This is a genomic window from Gordonia sp. GN26 (assembly GCF_054823965.1).
In genome coordinates, this window is the sequence record NZ_JSYC01000085.1 from 1 (window position 1) to 17297 (window position 17297).

Consider the following 17297-nt stretch of genomic DNA (forward strand, 5'->3'; position numbering starts at 1 on the left):
CCCTCTCGCTGGCTGAGGTGCGAGGAGCGTAAGCGACGAGCCTCGAAGGCCTGGTGACCTGCAGACGCCTACTCGACGGGCAGACTTCGATCGAAGTCTGTTAGTCGGGTTGAGGTTCGCCAGTCGGGTGCGAGCGCTCTAACCAGCCGTGACCGGGTACCGCACGAGACCCAACTCCGCGTCGTGCGAGAGCTGGTCATGGCGGGGGAGTACCCGCACTGTGTAACCGAGATGACCCGATGCCGGCGGGGTGGCCGGCACCGAGAAGACGACCCGTTCCGACGCGTCGCGATCAGCCGCAGGGCTCATGTCGATGATCGCCGGGTCGACGATGTCGCCGTCGTCGGTCACGCGGCCCAGCACGAGTTGGACACGGAGGCTGTCGGGGTCGAGTTCACCGACCGCCACGTGCGCCGAGACCCGAAGGCCGTCGTCCTCGCTTTCCTCGTCCACCCCTGCGACGACGATCGACCCCCAGCCGGTCTCGATCTCGCGCCGGTACACCGCGAGATCGCGTGCCCCCGCGTAGTCGTCGGCACACGCGGCGACATAGGCCTCCGCGGCCGGGCAGTACAGCTCGGTGGTGTAGTCCCGGACCATGCGTGACGCGAGGACCTGAGGGCCCAATCGGGTGAGCGTGTGGCGCATCATCTCCACCCAACGCGTCGGCAACCCGTTGTCGTCGCGCTGGTAGAACAGCGGGATCACGGTGTCCTCGAGGAGTGCGTAGAGCGCCTCGGCTTCGAGGTCGTCGCGTCGGTTCTCGTCTTCGATGCCCTCAGCGGACGGGATCGCCCAGCCGTTGTCGTCGTCGGCCATCTCGTCCCACCAACCGTCCAGGATGGACAGGTTGAGGCCGCCGTTGAGCGCCGACTTCATCCCCGACGTCCCGCACGCCTCCATCGGCCGCACCGGGTTGTTCAGCCACACGTCACAGCCGGCGTAGATGTGGCGGGCCATCGAGATGTCGTAGTCGGGCAGGAAGACGATGCGGTCGCGTAGCTGCGGGTCCTCGGCGAAGCGCACCACCTGCTGAATGAGTGCCTTGCCGCCGGTGTCGGCCGGGTGCGCCTTGCCTGCGATGACGAGCTGCACCGGGCGGTCGGGGTCGGTGAGGATGCGCCGCATGCGGTCGGGGTTGCGCAGCATGAGCGTGAGGCGCTTGTATGTGGCTGCGCGACGGGCGAAGCCGATCGTCAGCACCCCGGGGTCGAAGAGGTCGGCGGTCCAGCCGAGTTCGGCATCGGTGAAGCCGCGTTCGCGTCCGCTCGCGTGAGCCCGACGCCGAACCTCGGCGACGAGCTCGGCCCGCAGCGACTCGTGGGTGGACCAGATGGTCTCCGCGGGCAGTCCGGCGTAGACCTCGGGGGCGGAATCCTCGTCGCTCGAGGCGAAGTCACGCCAGACCTTCGACACCCAGGTGGGACCGTGTACGCCGTTGGTGACCGCACCGATCGGCACGTCCGCGGCGTCGAAGCCGGGCCACAGGTCGGCGAACATCTCCCGGCTCACCTCGCCGTGCAGCTGCGAGACGCCATTGCTGCGCTGTCCGAGGCGGAAACCCATGTGCGCCATGTTGAACACGCCCGGGTCGGCCTCGTCGCCCAGTTCGGCAACGGTCGACGCGGGCAGGCCGGGCAGCAGCCGCGAGGTCCCGGAGTCGTCGGCGTCGAGGTACCGGTTCACCAGATCGGTGGGGAAGCGGTCGATCCCGGCCGGCACCGGGGTGTGCGTGGTGAAGATGTTCGACGCGCGGACCACGGCCTCGGCGGTGTCGAAGTCGAGTCCGGCGGCCACGTACTCCCGGATGCGTTCGGTGCCCAGGAATCCGGCGTGCCCCTCGTTCATGTGGAAGACCGTCGGTTCGTCGCGGCCGGTCACCTGCACGTAGGCGCGCAACGCACGGACACCGCCGATGCCGAGCAGGATCTCCTGCAGGATGCGGTGCTCCTGATCGCCGCCATAGAGACGGTCGGTGACGCCGCGCAGCTGGTCGTCGGTGTTGGCCGCGATGTCGGAGTCGAGGAGTAGCAAGGGGATTCGGCCGACGTTCGCGACCCACACCTGCGCGGACAGGGTACGACCGCCGGGCATCGAGATCTCGACGACGACGGGCGCATCGCCGTCGGTGAGGAGGGTGAGCGGCAGATCTCGCGGGTCGTTGACCGGGTATCGCTCCACCTGCCAGCCATCGTGGTCGAGACCCTGGCGGAAGTAGCCCGACCGGTAGAACAGTCCGACGCCGATCAGGGGGAGTCCGAGATCCGATGCCGCCTTCAGATGATCGCCGGCGAGGATGCCGAGTCCGCCGGAGTAGATCGGCAGCACCTCGGAGACACCGAACTCCATGGAGAAGTACGCGATCCCGGGCGGCACCGGATGGTTCTCCGCGTACCCGCCGAACCACTGCGGCGCGTCGAGGTACTCCCCGAGACTCGCCTCCGCCGCCGCGACCCGCGCGCGGAACTCCTCGTCGGCCGCCAGCTCGGTCAGCTGGGCCGGATCGACGTCGGCGAGCACCCGCAGCGGATCACCCGTCGCCTCCCACCGTTCGGCGTCGATCGTCGCGAACAACTCCTGGGTCGGCGGGTTCCACACCCAGCGCAGGTTGTGCGACAGGGGACCGAGGGCGGCCAGTTCGGGAGGCAGCGGCACCCGAACGGTGAACCGGCGGAAAGCTTTCACGGCGACGACGGTACTGGTGCCGGGCCCTCCCTGCGAACGGGACGATGCGAGCCACTCCGCATCACCCTCTACCCTCGAAGCATGCAGCGAATCATCGGTACCGAGGTCGAGTACGGAATCTCCGCTCCCGGCGACCCGACCGCGAATCCGATCATGACCTCCACCCAGGCTGTTCTCGCCTACGCGGCGGCGGCCGGCGTGCCGCGTGCCAAGCGCACGCGCTGGGATTACGAGGTGGAATCCCCGCTCCGCGACGCCCGCGGATTCGACCTCGGGCGCGGTTCCGGACCGGCCCCGATCATCGACGCCGACGAGATCGGCGCGGCGAACATGATCCTCACCAACGGCGCCCGCCTCTACGTCGACCACGCCCATCCCGAGTACTCCGCACCCGAGGTCACCGACCCCATGGACGCGGTCATCTGGGACAAGGCGGGCGAACGTGTCATGGAGGCCGCCGCACGCCACGTGGCGAGCGTTCCGGGTGCGCCCAAGCTGCAGCTGTACAAGAACAACATCGACGGCAAGGGCGCCTCCTACGGCACGCACGAGAACTACCTGATGGCCCGCGAGACCCCGTTCACCGCGGTGATCGCCGGTCTGACCACGTTCTTCGCCTCGCGGCAGGTCATCACCGGCTCGGGTCGCGTGGGCATCGGCCAGTCGGGTGATGAGGCCGGCTTCCAGCTTTCGCAGCGCTCGGATTACATCGAGGTCGAGGTCGGCCTCGAGACCACCCTCAAACGCGGCATCATCAACACCCGCGACGAGCCCCACGCCGACCCGGAGCGCTACCGCCGGCTGCACGTCATCATCGGCGACGCCAACCTGGCCGAGACCGCGACCTACCTCAAGGTCGGGACCACCGCACTGGTCCTCGACCTCATCGAGGCGGGCGTCGACTTCTCCGACATCGAACTAGCCCGCCCGGTCCAGGCCGTGCACACCATCAGCCACGACCCGACCCTGACCGCGACCGTCGCACTCACCGACGGCCGCGAGCTCACCGGGCTGGCCCTGCAGCGCGAGTACCTCGAACGCTGCATGAAGTTCCACGAGCAGGAGCACTCCGACGACGAGCGGGCCAAGCATGTCCTCGAGACGTGGGCGGATGTGCTCGACCGGCTCGAGCGCGACCCGATGGAATGCTCGGACATCCTCGACTGGCCGGCCAAGCTGCGCATCCTGGAGGGCTTCCGCCAGCGCGAAGGCCTGGCCTGGTCGGCGCCGCGCCTGCAGCTCATCGACCTGCAGTACTCCGACGTCCGGCTCGACAAGGGGCTCTACAACCGCCTCGTCGCGCGCGGCTCGATGAAGCGTCTGGTCGACGAGAACGACGTGCTCGCCGCGATCCACGAGCCGCCGCGCAACACCCGCGCCTACTTCCGCGGCGAATGCCTGCGCCGGTTCGGTGCCGATGTTGCCGCGGCCAGCTGGGATTCGGTCATCTTCGACCTCGGCGGGGACTCCCTCGTCCGCATCCCGACGCTCGAGCCGCTGCGCGGGACGCAGGCCCACGTGGGCAAGCTCCTCGATTCGGTCAACTCCGCCGCCGAACTGGTCGACCAGCTGACGACCTGACACGCGCGGGGCATGTGCTTTGTTCCGCCCCAGTTGTCGCCGCCACAGGTAGTGTGGGAACACACGATTCCGAGGCCGATTCACCAGGGATCAGCGCCCGGCGGAAGCCGGTGAGATCCCAGGGGTCGCAAGACCCGATGGTGGTCGGTCGCGGGTAGCCCGCCAAGGGGCGATCGGTTTCAAGGAGGCAGCAGATGGCGCAGGAACAGACCAAGCGTGGTGGCGGCGGCGACGATGAGGGCGTTGGCCCCGATTCCGGTGCCGGACAGGAACGTCGCGAGAAGCTGGCCGAGGACACCGACGACCTGCTCGACGAGATCGATGACGTGCTCGAGGAGAACGCCGAGGACTTCGTGCGTGCTTACGTGCAGAAGGGCGGCCAGTGAGCGACAGGTTCGGATCACTGCCCTTCTCACAATCTCGTACGGGTTCCGCTCTCGGCCCCAGATCCTCTTTCGGCGCGGACATCTCGTCGTTCACCGAATTCCTGCGGATGCACGCGCCCGAGCAACTTCCGCAGGCTCAGGTTGATCGCGTGGGGTCTTTCGCCGGTGGCGCAGACGGCGCCGGAGACATCCCGCACGGCACGACGATCGTCGCCGTGTCGTACCCGGGTGGCGTGATCCTCGCCGGGGATCGTCGTGCCACCATGGGCAACCTGATCGCGACGCGAGACGTCAAGAAGGTCTACATCACCGACGAGTACTCGGCGGCCGGCATCGCCGGCACCGCGGGTATCGCCATCGAGATGGTGCGGCTCTTCGCCGTCGAACTCGAGCACTACGAGAAGATCGAGGGCATCCCGCTCACTCTCGACGGCAAGGTCAGCCGGCTCGCGAGCATGGTCCGGGGCAACCTCGGCGCGGCCCTCCAGGGTCTCGCCGCGATCCCGTTGCTCGTCGGTTACGACATCGACCACGACGACCCGACCGAGCGCGGCCGGATCTTCAGCTTCGACGTCGCGGGTGACCGTCACGAGGAGTTCGGCGGGTACACGGCCATCGGTTCGGGTTCGGTGTTCGCGAAGTCGTCGCTGAAGAAGCTCTACCGCTCCGATCTGACCGCCGGTGAGGCGCTCGTCATCGCGGTGGAGTCCCTCTACGACGCCGCCGACGACGACTCCGCCACCGGCGGACCCGACCTGGTCCGCAAGATCTTCCCGATGGCCGCGGTCGTCGACGCAGAGGGTGCTCGGGAGGTGGACGCGACCGAGATCGAGGATGCGGCGCGGGCCGTCGTCGAACGCCGTACTGCCGAGCACGAGGGAGGTGCCCGATGACCTTCCCGTATTACGCCAGTGCCGAGCAGATCATGCGCGATCGCTCGGAGCTTGCACGCAAGGGCATCGCACGCGGTCGTTCGGTGGTCATCCTGACCTACGCCGACGGTGTGCTGTTCGTCGCGGAGAACCCGTCGAACACCCTCCGCAAGACCAGCGAGATCTACGACCGCATCGGTTTCGCCGCGGTGGGCAAGTACAACGAGTTCGAGAGTCTGCGCAAGGCGGGCATCCAGCTCGCCGACATGCGCGGCTACAGCTACGACCGCGCCGACGTGTCCGGTCTGTCGCTTGCCAACACCTACGCCAACGCCCTGGGCAGCGTCTTCACCGAGCAGGCCAAGCCGTTCGAGGTGGAGCTGTGTGTGGCCGAGGTCGCCCGTGCGGGCAAGCCGAAACCGTCTCAGCTGTACCGGATCTCCTACGACGGCTCGATCACCGACGAGACCCGGTTCCTGGTGATGGGCGGCGCGACCGAGCCCATCGCGGCGGCTCTCAAGGAGAGCTACGCGCCCGACATGGAGCTCGCCCAGGCGATCGGGGTCGCGGTCAAGGCGCTCGCCACCCCGGCCGACTCCGGCAACGGCGCCCCGGCGTCGCCGCGGGAGCTGACCGCCGGCGACCTCGAGGTCGCGATTCTCGACCGCAACCGGCCGCGACGGGCGTTCAAGCGCCTGACCTCGGCCGCGGTCGAGGAGCTCCTGCCGACCGCCGAGACCCCCGCCGCCGATGCATCGGCGCCGGACACCGGGGCGGACGACACCACCTCCGGCGGGACCACTTCCGACGGATCGAATTAGAGCGCGACGACGCGCGGTCGACCGGGCTCTTCTGCCCGGTCGACCGCGGGTCCCGCGAGTAGGGTTGGTCAAGTGCAGCGACGAATCATGGGCATCGAGACCGAATTCGGTGTCACGTGCACCTTCCACGGCCATCGGCGGCTCAGCCCTGACGAGGTGGCGCGGTATCTGTTCCGCCGCGTCGTGTCGTGGGGCCGCTCCTCGAACGTCTTCCTGCAGAACGGCGCACGGCTCTACCTCGACGTCGGGTCGCATCCCGAGTACGCGACCGCCGAGTGCGACAGCCTCATCCAGCTGATCAACCACGACCGCGCCGGCGAACTCGTCCTCGAGGACCTGCTCGTCGACGCCGAGCAGCGTCTCGCCGACGAGGGCATCGGCGGCGACATCTACCTGTTCAAGAACAACACCGACTCCGCGGGCAACTCCTACGGCTGCCACGAAAATTACCTCGTCGTGCGCGCGGGGGAGTTCTCCCGCATCTCCGACGTCCTCCTGCCGTTCCTGGTGACCCGGCAGCTGATCTGCGGTGCCGGCAAGGTGCTGCAGACCCCGAAGGCCGCCACCTTCTGCCTGTCGCAGCGGGCCGAGCACATCTGGGAGGGCGTCTCCTCCGCCACCACCCGCTCGCGTCCGATCATCAACACCCGCGACGAGCCGCACGCCGACGCCGAGAAGTACCGGCGCCTGCACGTCATCGTCGGCGACTCGAACATGTCCGAGATGACGACCCTGCTGAAGGTCGGCTCGGCGGCCCTGGTGCTCGAGATGATCGAGGCCGGCGTGGCATTCCGGGATTTCGCCCTGGACAACCCGATCCGCGCCATCCGCGAGGTCAGCCACGATCCCACCGGCCGACGCCCCGTGCGTCTCGCCGGCGGACGCCAGGCCAGTGCCCTCGACATCCAGCGCGAGTACCACGCACGCGCGGTCGAGCACCTCACCAACCGTCGTCCCGATCCGGAGATGGACATGGTCGTCGACCTGTGGGGCCGCATGCTCGACGCGGTCGAGGCCGACGACTTCGCGAAGGTCGACACCGAGATCGACTGGGTCATCAAGCGCAAGCTGTTCCAGCGCTACCAGGACAAGTACTCGATGGAGCTGTCGGACCCGAAGATCGCGCAGCTCGACCTCGCCTTCCACGACATCAAGCGCGGCCGCGGTGTGTTCGACGTCCTGATGCGTAAGGGTCTCGTGGCCCGCGCGACCACCGACGAGGCCATCAAGACCGCCGTCAACGAGCCGCCGCAGACCACCCGCGCCAAGCTTCGGGGTGACTTCATCTCGGCGGCGCAGAAGGCCGGACGAGACTTCACCGTGGATTGGGTCCACCTCAAGCTGAACGACCAGGCCCAACGCACCGTGCTGTGCAAGGACCCGTTCCGCAGCGTCGACGAGCGGGTTGACCGGCTGATCGCATCCATGTGAGCGAGCCTCCGCACCGCCCGATCGGCGAGGATCTAACCTGACGCAGTGGCCACTCCCAAAGTCGAGCGACTGCTCAATCTGGTGATCTGTCTGCTGTGGACGAAGCAGTACGTCACCGCTGACTACATCCGACGCAACGTCGCCGGTTATCAGGACGGCGACAAGTCCGACGAGGCGTTCAACCGGATGTTCGAGCGCGACAAGAACGAACTGCGCGACCTCGGCATCCCGCTGGTCACCGGGCGATCGCCGATGGCGGCGGGCGCCGAGGGATACCGCATCGACCGCGACACCTACGAGCTGCCCGACATCTCGCTGGACTCCGACGAGGCCGCCGCGATCGCCATGGCCGCCGCACTCTGGGACACCCCGGAGGTCTCCACGCTGTCGCAGACCGCGATCCTCAAACTCCGCGCCGCGGGCCTCGACGTCCGCTCCGAGGACGACCTCGGCATCACCGCGGGCGGTTCGACGCGGTCGATGGGTTCCGAGCAGGTCATCGCCGGACTCCTCAACGCGATCCAGGTCAAGCGTGCCGTCGAGTTCACCCATCGGTCGTCGGCGACGGCGACCCCGGCCGTCCGCCGGGTCGAGCCCTGGGGAGTGGTGTCCCATCGTGGCCGCTGGTACGTCGTCGGACACGACCTCGACCGAGCCGCCACGCGTACCTTCCGTCTGTCGCGCATCTCGTCGGTGACCCCGGTCGGGCCCGCCGACGCCGTCGACGTGCCCGCCGGCACCGATCTCCAGCAGATCGTGTCCGCGGCGGTCGATTCCGCGGCGGGCACCGACGGTCGCACCGCGCGCATCTGGGTGGCTGCGGGTCGGGCCGCCGGACTCCGCCGGGCCGCGACGGCCTCCGAACCGGGTGACCTCGACGGTGAGGCGGGCGACGTGTTGACCCTCGACATCCACTCGCTGTCCGCGGTGGCGCGCATGGTGTTGGGCGTGGGCCGGGACGCCGTCGTCCTCGATCCGCCGGAGCTGCGCGAGCTCGTGATCGCCGGCCTCGACCGGCTGGCAGGGGTGAGTGCCTGATGGCCGGTGCACAACCGTCGCGTCTCAATCGACTGCTGGCGATGGTCCCGTATTTCCAGGCCCGCCGCGGCATCTCGATCGAGCAGGCCGCGCGCGAGCTCGGCGTGTCCCAGTCGCAGCTCACCAAGGATCTCGAGCTGCTGTTCGTCTGCGGGCTCCCGGGTTATTACCCCGACGACCTGATCGAACTCGAGTTCAGCGAGGGCTTTGTCAGCGTTGGCTTCACCGCGGGGATGGACCGCCCGCTGCGGCTCACGACCGTCGAGGCCAGCACCCTGCTCGTGGCACTGCGCGCCCTCGTGGAGACGCCCGGTGTGGTCGACGTGACCGCCGCGCGGCGGGCGATCGCCAAGATCGAGGAGGCGGTCGGGGCGACTGCCGTACCGGGCCTGTCCTCCGGCGCCGAGACCGACACGACGCCGGGGGAGAACCCGACCTTCACCACCGTCCGCGAAGCCGTCCGCCGGGGACGTGCACTCCAGTTGAGCTACTACTCGGCGAGCCGGGACAGCGTCACCGACCGGGTCGTCGACCCCATCCGCCTGCAGGTGATGGACCAGCACACCTACCTCGAGGCCTGGTGTCGCATGGCCGAGGGCGTGCGACTGTTCCGCTTCGACCGCATCGACACCGCCGTCGCACTCGACGAACCGAGCAACCCGCCCGCCGAGGCCGAGTCGTCGTCGCAGTCGGTGCTGGTCCCCGAGAACCCGGATCTACCCGCGGTCGAACTCGAGATCGACCCGGATCACCTGTGGATCCTCGACTACTACCCGGTGGAACCGACCACCTCGATCGACGACCGCGATCCGGACGAACCGGTGCGCGCCCGCATGGTTTACGGCTCACCCGAGTGGCTGACCCGGTTCCTGCTGGGCTTCGGCGGCTCGGTCCGCGTCGTCGACGATGAGAAGGTCGCGACAGCGGTGGTCGAATCGGCGGCGAGTGCACGCGAGCGCTACCGCTGACCCGGCGGTCCACCGCCCGCCGACAACTCGGGTAGCATTGAACACGGTCTGGATCCGATCTGAAGGGTGATCTCATGGGCTTCACTTCGTGGTGGCACTGGGCGATTGTCGCCGTCGTGCTGCTGATCCTGTTCGGCTCGAAGAAGCTGCCGGACGCCGCCCGAGGTCTCGGACAGTCGCTGCGCATCTTCAAGAGCGAGGTCAAGGAGATGCAGAAGGACGACAAGCCGGCCGATGCCGCACCGGCATCGCCCGACGCACCGCAGCGGGAACTCCCGTCGGCTGACAACACCCAGCCGGGCACGTCGTCGAACGCCGACGCCAAGAAATCGGCTTAGGGGCGCGTCGGAGAATCCGAGTGCGCATCCCCTTCGACCCCCGATACCGCAAGCGCAAACTCAATCCCGACGGCACGATGTCGTTGGTCGAGCACCTCTATGAGCTGCGCACGCGCATGGTCATCTCGCTGCTGGCGATCGTGGCCACCACGATTCTCGGCTTCATCTGGTACAGCCACGGCTTCCTGGGCGTCTCGTCGCTCGGCGACATGTTGCGCGGGCCGTACTGCGACCTGCCGGCCTCGAGCCGTGCCACGCTGACCGCCGACGACTCCTGCCGTCTGCTGGCGACCGGCCCGTTCGACCAGTTCATGCTGCGACTCAAGGTCGCGCTCACCGCCGGTGTGGTCCTGGCCTGCCCGGTGTGGATCTATCAGACCTGGCAGTTCATCACTCCCGGCCTCCACCAGAACGAACGCCGCTACGGCATCGCCTTCGTCACGGTCGCGACCACGCTCTTCGTCGCCGGCGCCGTTCTGGCGTACCTGGTCGTCGCGAAGGCCTTCGACTTCCTGTTGACCGTCGGCAACGAGGTCCAGGTGACCGCGCTCGCCGGCGATCAGTACTTCGGCTTCATGATCAACGTGCTGGTCATCTTCGGTGTCAGTTTCGAGCTGCCGCTGTTGATCATCGCACTCAACCTGGTCGGCGTGCTGACCTACGACCGCCTCAAGAAGTGGCGCCGCGGCCTGATCTTCGCGGTCTTCGTCTTCGCCGCCATCGTCACCCCGGGCCAGGATCCGTTCACCATGCTGGCCCTCGCGGTCGCACTGACGGTCCTCCTGGAGTTCTCCATCCAGTTCGCCCGCATCGTCGACAAGCGTCGGGGCAAGCGGGCGCCGAGCTGGGCCGGACTCTCCGACGACGAGGCCAGCCCGCTGCCGCCGACCCGCCCGGTCTCGGCGCCGTCGCCGGTCGCGACCTCGGCTGCGGGCAGCCCGAACGCCACCCGGACCTCGACGCGGGCACGCGAGACATTCGACGACGTCCTGTGAGTCAACTCGACGCGTTCACCTCGCGGCTGGACTTCGGACTCGACCCGTTCCAGCGTCGTGCCTGCGAGGCACTCGAAGCCGGTCACGGCGTGCTGGTCTGCGCACCGACCGGCGCGGGCAAGACGATCGTCGGCGAGTTCGCGGTGCACCTCGCTCTCGCGGGCGGGACGAAGTGCTTCTACACGACCCCGATCAAGGCGCTGAGCAACCAGAAGTACGCCGACCTCGTCGCCGTCCACGGTCACGAGTCCGTCGGTCTGCTCACCGGTGACAGCTCCATCAACCCGGATGCGCCGATCGTCGTGATGACGACCGAGGTCGTGCGCAACATGATCTACGCCGAATCCCGCGCGCTCGACGGACTGTCGCATGTGGTGATGGACGAGGTGCACTTCCTCGCCGACCGCTTCCGCGGTGCGGTGTGGGAAGAGGTGATCCTGCACCTCGAACCGTCCGTGCGTGTGGTGAGCCTGTCCGCGACCGTCAGCAACGCCGAGGAGTTCGGCGACTGGATCCAGACCGTCCGCGGCGACACCTCCGTCATCGTCGACGAACACCGGCCGGTCCCGCTGTCCCAGCACATGCTGGTCGGCCAGCGCATGTTCGACCTCTTCGATCCGGCCGATCGCGATCCCGCCGACCGCAAGGGGTCACGACCGCGGGTCAATCCCGAACTCAAACGGCACATCCGTCACCGCATCCTGCTCGCCGAGGACGAGCGCGAGTCGTCCCGGGGCCGAGGCCGCCGGGGTGGCGGGGGACAACCACGACGCCGCGACGGTCGGGGTCCACTGCTCTCGCGCCCCAACCTCGTCGGACGCCTCGACCGAGAGGGGTTGCTACCCGCGATCGGGTTCATCTTCTCCCGGGCCGGATGCGACGCCGCCCTGGCACAGTGTCTGCGGTCGGGTATCGCGCTGCTGACACCCGAGGAGGCCGCCGAGGTCGACGCCGTCGTCGACCGGCGACTCACCGAACTCTCACCCACTGACGCCGACGTCCTGGGCGTGCAGGAATGGCGCGAAGGTCTTCGTCGTGGGCTGGCGTCGCATCACGCCGGAATGCTCCCGACCTTCCGGCACGCCGTCGAAGAACTCTTCGTCCGCGGTCTCGTACGTATGGTGTTCGCCACGGAGACACTGGCTCTCGGGATCAACATGCCTGCCCGGTCGGTGGTCCTCGAGCGTCTCGTGAAGTACAACGGCGAGTCGCACGTCGACCTCACCCCCGGCGAGTTCACCCAGCTGACCGGCCGCGCCGGACGCCGCGGGATCGACGTCGAGGGCCATGCCGTCGTGGTGTGGACCCCCGAGGTGGTCCCCGAGGAGGTCGCCGGCCTCGCGGGTGCCCGCACGTTCCCGCTGCGCAGTTCGTTCTCGCCGGAGTACAACATGGCGGTCAACCTGCTCGGCCGGCTCGGTCTCGACGGGGCCCGCGAGCTCCTTCACCGGTCGTTCGCACAGTTCCAGGCCGACCGCTCGGTGGTCGGACTGGCCCGCAAGCTCCACGAGTCGCAGCGGGCGCTGCGCAAGCTCGACGGCGAGCTCGCTCGCGCCGCCGAGGCCCGGGGTCTGGAGCCCGGGGGAGTCGACGCCACCGGGGAACCGGCCGTGGGTGACGCGGAGGCGTACGCAGGGTTTCTCGGTTACGTCACGCTCCGTGAGGACATCCGGCGCCGCGAACGAGACCTCAAGTACCGCAAACGGATCAACACCGAGGACGCGATCGTCGCCGACCTCGCCGCGCTCAAACGCGGCCACGTCATCGGGGTGCCGGTCGGACGCCATCGCGGTCTCGCGGTGATCGTCGAACCTGCCACCCAGGCAGCGGATCCCAAACCGCTGGTGGTCACCGAGGACGCCTGGTGCGGCCGGATCGGACTGCGCGACTTCGTCAACCCGCCCGAGGTCCTCGGCAACATGCGGTTGCCGAAGAACGCCGACCGCCGCACCGGACGCGGCCGTCGTGATCTCGCATCGGCGTTGCGCTCCACCGGGATCGAGATGCCCCGCGGCCGATCCAAGAAACGGGCCGACGCCGCCGACGATTCCGAACTGGCCGCGATGCGACGCACGCTGCGTGCCCATCCCGCACACCAGATCCCGAACGGCGACGAACTGTTCCGGCTCGCCGAGAAGCGCAACCGCCTCCTGCGCGACATCGTCACCGCCGAACGCAGCATCGGCGAGCGGACCTCGACGCTCGGTGTCACCTTCGACCACATCGTCGGTGTCCTCAGCGAACTCGGCTACGTCGAACGCGTCCGCGAGGCCTCCGAATCGACCGGCCACACCATGCGGGTGACCGAATCAGGAAAGCTGCTCGCTCGCATCTACAGCGAGAGCGACCTCGTGGTGACCGAATGCATCCGCGCGGGCGTGTGGGACGACCTGTCGCCCGCCGACCTGGCCGCCGTCGTCGCCGCACTCGTCTACGAGAGCCGCCGTGACAGCTACGGCGGGGTCGACGCGCTGCCCGGGAGCACCTCGCTGCGCACGGCGATGGCCGCGACCGTCGACATCTGGTCGAAGGTCACCGCGGTCGAGTCCCGCCACCGGGTGAGTCCCACTCGCGAGCCGGACACCGGTTTCTCGGTCGCGGTGGCGACGTGGGCGTCGGGCCGATCGCTCAGCGAGGCGCTGCTCCTCGCGGGTGAACGCGGGCAGCTGCTCTCGCCGGGCGACTTCGTCCGCTGGAACCGCCAGGTCATCGACCTCCTGGAGCAGGTCCGGCTGTGCGTCGGCACCGACACCCGGCTGGGCGCCACCGCACGTTCCGCGGTCAAGGCGATCCGCCGGGGAGTGGTTGCCGCCGAGCTCGGTTGAGCCCGTCGGTTCACCAGACGACGCTCCCGGCCACCCTGTGCTCGGTTGCCTGATAGTCGTGGGTGCCTGAGGTAACGTTCATCCCGCATTCGGTGTCGGGGAGGAATGCCCCGGCACTGTCGCGTGACGTCACAGTTCGCCGACACCTCGCCGAGGTGGGAGCCGAGTGGGAGGGGACTCATGACCGACCCGAACAACCCGAATCCGTCCCAACCCCAGCAGGCCCAGCCGGGCGCCGGCGACAAGACCGAGATCGTGAACACGGGCGGTTCCCAGCAGGGCGGTCCGCAGGCCGACCCCACGAAGATGGCGCCGAATCCGGGATACGGCCAGCAGCCGCCGCAGGACCCGAACCAGCAGGCTCCCTATCCGGCGAATCCGTACCAGCAGAACCCGTATCAGACTCCCGGATACGCGCCCGGAGCGCAGGCATCAGGGGGTCAGCCGCCCCAGAATCAGCCGACCCAGGTCGGGTACCCGGGGGTGCAGCCCGGCCAGTACGGACAACCCGGTGGCCAGCCGGCCTACGGTGCCCCGGACCAGGGCGCGCCCAACTACGGCGGACCCTCGCAGCCCTACGGTCGGCCCGACCCCGGACAGTACGGGGGCGGACAATACGGGGCCGGTCAATACGGTGCTGCCCAGTACGGGGCGCCGGGTCAGTACGGTCAGCAGCCTTACGGCCAGCCGCAGCAGGCGCCGGGCGCCTACGGCCAGAACCAGTTCGGCGGACCCGACCAGTTCAGCGGTATGGCGACGCCCAAGTCGAACAAGACGCTGCGGACCATGCTGTTCGCCGGCGGCGGTGTGCTGATCGTGATCGCCGCGATCATCCTCATCACCGCCTTCGTCGCACCCGGGTGGGCCCCGAAGAATCTCGACCAGCAGGCGGCCCAGGACGGCGTGCAGAAGATCCTCACCGAGGACTACCAGGCCAGTGACGTCAGCAACGTGAAATGCCCGTCCGGGCAGCGCGTCAAGGAGGGGTCGTCGTTCACCTGCTCGGTGACCGTCGGCGGACAGGACCAGCAGGTCACCGTCACCTTCATCGACGACGAGGGTCGCTACGAGGTCTCGCGTCCCAGCTGATCAGGCCTTGGGCCAGCCCAGCGCCTTCGACAACCGGGCCACCGACGCCCCGATGCCCAGCTCCTCGACGAGCGCCGCCAGCGCCTCGGGGTCGGCCGGTTCCGTCGGGAGCCGATCCGGCCCGCTGTCGATGGTCTCGGCATCGGTACGCACCGAGACGACCTTGCGTGCCGCCTGCAGGTAGTCGGCGGCGGCGAGCAGCGCCTTGCGTGCCCGTGTCGGCACCTTCGACGACGAGTCCCGCGCGGCCTCTTCGAGCGCGTCCAGGCTGCCGTATTCGCTGATCAGTTTCGCCGCGGTCTTCTCGCCGATGCCCTGCACGCCGGGAAGACCGTCCGACGGGTCGCCGCGCAGCATCGACATCTCCGCGTAGCCGATCCCGGCGCGATCGGCGGGTACGCCGTACTTCTCGCCGACCTCGACCGGCCCCATCATCTCCGCCTTCGCCAGCCCGCGCCCGACGTAGAGCACCCGCACCGGAACCGGATCGTCGGACACCACCTGCAGCAGGTCGCGGTCACCGCTGACGACGATCACCGGGTCCTTCGCCTCCTCCCAGGCGAGCGTCCCGATGACGTCGTCGGCCTCGCAGCCGACCGCACCGGAGGTCGCGATCCCCGCGGCGGCAAGGACATTCATGATCATGTCGACCTGCGGCGTCAGGGTGTCCGGAACGTCTTCGACGTCGATGGTCTCCGTGCCCGTGGCGTCGGTCGCGCCGTCCTCGACTGCGACGCGATGCGCCTTGTAGGTCGGGATGAGGGCCGTGCGGAACTCGGGACGCCAGTCGAGGTCGAGACAGACGACGAGGCGCGTCGGGTGTTCGCGCGTCACGAGATTCGCGATCGTGTCGATGAATCCCCGGACCGCGTTGACCGGTCGCCCGTCGGGGCTGGTCATCTTCTCGGGCAGGGCGTAGAACGACCGGAACCACAGGCTCGCACCGTCGAGCAGCATCAACGAATCCGTCACCCACACACTCTCGCATTGACGGTGTCGCCGCGTCACCACGACCCGCACACCCGGCGGTAGTCTTCGACCATGGCTGCCACATCGACGACCGCCGGCTCGGCGGCACCGCTGTTCGATCCCGAGGTGTACCGCGAACGCATGCGACGCGCCGCGGAACTCACCCGCGACGCCGGCCTCGACGCGCTGGTGGTGGCACCCGGCCCGGACCTCCGCTACCTCGTGGGCTCACGCGCCGACACCTTCGAACGCCTCACCGCACTCGTGATCCCCGCCGCGGGGGACCCGAAGCTGGTCATCGCGCGCCTCGAGGTGCCGTCGTTGTCGGCCTCGGCCGTCGGCGATCTCGGCATCGAGGTGGCCGACTGGGTCGACGGCGACGACGCGCACGGTCTCGCACTCGCCGGTCTGCCGTCGAATCCGACCATCGCGGTGTCGGATTCGATGCCCGCCCTGCACGTGATCCCGCTGGCCCGGCACACCGGCGCCACACCGCAACTCGCCACCGCCGTTCTGCGCGAACTCCGGATGATCAAGGACGACGCGGAGATCGAGGCCCTGCGACGAGCCGGCGCGGCCATCGACCGCGTCCACGCCCGGATGGGTGAGTGGCTCAAACCCGGACGCACCGAGCGCGAGGTCTCCGACGACATCGCGGCGGCGATCCTCGAGGAGGGCCACACCGAGGCGGCGTTCATCATCGTCGGTTCCGGACCCAACGGCGCCGATCCGCATCACGAGTTCTCCGACCGGGTCATCGAACGGTCCGACCTCGTGGTCATCGACATCGGCGGGCCGGTCGAACCCGGCTACAACTCCGACTCGACCCGCACCTACTGCTTCGAACCGCCGGCCACCGACGTCGCCGACGCCTACGCCGCTCTGCACGAAGCGCAGCGGGCTGCGGTCGCCGCGGTACGTCCCGGGGTCACCGCCGCCTCGATCGACGCCGCGGCTCGCGATCTGTTGCGCGAACGCGGCCTCGCCGACCAGTTCATCCACCGCACCGGACACGGCATCGGCCTCTCGGTCCACGAGGAGCCCTACATCGTGAACGGCAACGACATCACCCTGCGCCCCGGCATGGCCTTCAGCGTGGAGCCGGGGGTGTACTTCTCCGGCCGCTGGGGTGCCCGCATCGAGGACATCGTCGTGGTCACCGAGGACGGTTGCGAATCGTTCAACAACCGTCCGCACGAGCTCGTGCAGCTGTAGTCACCCGGACAGCGGTCTATCCGAACAGCGACGCCTGACCTCTGCTGGCCGAGGAGCGACGCCTGACCTCCGCTGGCCGAGTAG

14 protein-coding genes are annotated in these 17297 nt (G+C 68.6%); 12 read left to right on the top strand and 2 right to left on the bottom strand.

Annotation, left to right across the window (positions count from 1 at the left end; translation table 11 throughout):
* Positions 1–138 precede the first annotated feature (138 nt).
* The gene (gene glgP, locus OK17_RS17050) at positions 139–2685 is read right to left on the bottom strand and encodes an alpha-glucan family phosphorylase (protein WP_461418148.1); all 2547 of its coding nucleotides are present in this window, start codon (positions 2683–2685) and stop codon (positions 139–141) included.
* A gap of 81 nt (positions 2686–2766) precedes the next feature.
* Between glgP and dop the strand changes: the two genes are divergently transcribed.
* The 11 genes from dop to OK17_RS17105 all read left to right on the top strand — a co-directional run bounded on the left by dop (position 2767) and on the right by OK17_RS17105 (position 15029).
* Positions 2767–4266 (top strand): depupylase/deamidase Dop, encoded by a 1500-nt coding sequence (gene dop, locus OK17_RS17055; protein WP_154883360.1) that lies wholly within the window; start codon positions 2767–2769, stop codon positions 4264–4266.
* A 194-nt stretch (positions 4267–4460) separates the two neighbouring features.
* The gene (locus OK17_RS17060) at positions 4461–4652 is read left to right on the top strand and encodes a ubiquitin-like protein Pup (RefSeq protein ID WP_004019064.1); all 192 of its coding nucleotides are present in this window, start codon (positions 4461–4463) and stop codon (positions 4650–4652) included.
* Positions 4649–5545: a proteasome subunit beta gene (gene prcB, locus OK17_RS17065; protein WP_232715157.1), complete on the top strand. Its 897-nt coding sequence runs from the start codon at positions 4649–4651 to the stop codon at positions 5543–5545. Before OK17_RS17060 ends, prcB begins: the two co-directional genes overlap by 4 nt.
* Positions 5542–6345, top strand: a complete 804-nt coding sequence (gene prcA, locus OK17_RS17070; RefSeq protein ID WP_461418149.1) for a proteasome subunit alpha — start codon at positions 5542–5544, stop codon at positions 6343–6345. The genes prcB and prcA overlap by 4 nt, the downstream gene beginning before the upstream one ends.
* Before the next feature lie 72 nt (positions 6346–6417).
* On the top strand, positions 6418–7776 hold the full coding sequence (gene pafA / locus OK17_RS17075) for a Pup--protein ligase (protein ID WP_005200010.1): 1359 nt from the start codon (positions 6418–6420) through the stop codon (positions 7774–7776).
* 45 nt (positions 7777–7821) lie between these two features.
* Positions 7822–8814: a helix-turn-helix transcriptional regulator gene (locus OK17_RS17080; protein ID WP_461418150.1), complete on the top strand. Its 993-nt coding sequence runs from the start codon at positions 7822–7824 to the stop codon at positions 8812–8814.
* On the top strand, positions 8814–9782 hold the full coding sequence (locus OK17_RS17085; protein WP_232715160.1) for a helix-turn-helix transcriptional regulator: 969 nt from the start codon (positions 8814–8816) through the stop codon (positions 9780–9782). The genes OK17_RS17080 and OK17_RS17085 overlap by 1 nt, the downstream gene beginning before the upstream one ends.
* Before the next feature lie 74 nt (positions 9783–9856).
* Positions 9857–10120 (top strand): Sec-independent protein translocase subunit TatA, encoded by a 264-nt coding sequence (gene tatA, locus OK17_RS17090; protein WP_232715161.1) that lies wholly within the window; start codon positions 9857–9859, stop codon positions 10118–10120.
* Positions 10121–10140: 20 nt separating this feature from the next.
* Positions 10141–11115: a twin-arginine translocase subunit TatC gene (gene tatC, locus OK17_RS17095; RefSeq protein ID WP_232715162.1), complete on the top strand. Its 975-nt coding sequence runs from the start codon at positions 10141–10143 to the stop codon at positions 11113–11115.
* A complete protein-coding gene (locus OK17_RS17100; protein WP_461418151.1) occupies positions 11112–13940 on the top strand; it encodes a DEAD/DEAH box helicase in 2829 nt (942 codons plus the stop codon). Before tatC ends, OK17_RS17100 begins: the two co-directional genes overlap by 4 nt.
* A 180-nt stretch (positions 13941–14120) precedes the next feature.
* Positions 14121–15029: a DUF4333 domain-containing protein gene (locus OK17_RS17105; RefSeq protein WP_461418152.1), complete on the top strand. Its 909-nt coding sequence runs from the start codon at positions 14121–14123 to the stop codon at positions 15027–15029.
* Here the strand turns inward: OK17_RS17105 and OK17_RS17110 are convergent, their stop codons facing one another.
* Entirely contained in the window at positions 15030–15986 is a 957-nt protein-coding gene (locus OK17_RS17110; RefSeq protein ID WP_461418154.1) for a 5'-3' exonuclease, read from the bottom strand.
* 84 nt (positions 15987–16070) lie between these two features.
* Between OK17_RS17110 and OK17_RS17115 the strand changes: the two genes are divergently transcribed.
* Positions 16071–17213, top strand: a complete 1143-nt coding sequence (locus OK17_RS17115; protein ID WP_461418153.1) for a M24 family metallopeptidase — start codon at positions 16071–16073, stop codon at positions 17211–17213.
* Positions 17214–17297: the final 84 nt, after the last annotated feature.

Coding starts and splice junctions, on each gene's coding strand:
- dop (WP_154883360.1), top strand. CDS start 2,767: ATGCAGCGAATCATCGGTACCGAGGTCGAGTACGGAATCTCCGCTCCC.
- tatA (WP_232715161.1), top strand. CDS start 9,857: ATGGGCTTCACTTCGTGGTGGCACTGGGCGATTGTCGCCGTCGTGCTG.
- prcA (WP_461418149.1), top strand. CDS start 5,542: ATGACCTTCCCGTATTACGCCAGTGCCGAGCAGATCATGCGCGATCGC.
- OK17_RS17110 (WP_461418154.1), bottom strand. CDS start 15,986: ATGCTGCTCGACGGTGCGAGCCTGTGGTTCCGGTCGTTCTACGCCCTG.
- OK17_RS17105 (WP_461418152.1), top strand. CDS start 14,121: ATGACCGACCCGAACAACCCGAATCCGTCCCAACCCCAGCAGGCCCAG.
- OK17_RS17115 (WP_461418153.1), top strand. CDS start 16,071: ATGGCTGCCACATCGACGACCGCCGGCTCGGCGGCACCGCTGTTCGAT.
- OK17_RS17060 (WP_004019064.1), top strand. CDS start 4,461: ATGGCGCAGGAACAGACCAAGCGTGGTGGCGGCGGCGACGATGAGGGC.
- OK17_RS17085 (WP_232715160.1), top strand. CDS start 8,814: ATGGCCGGTGCACAACCGTCGCGTCTCAATCGACTGCTGGCGATGGTC.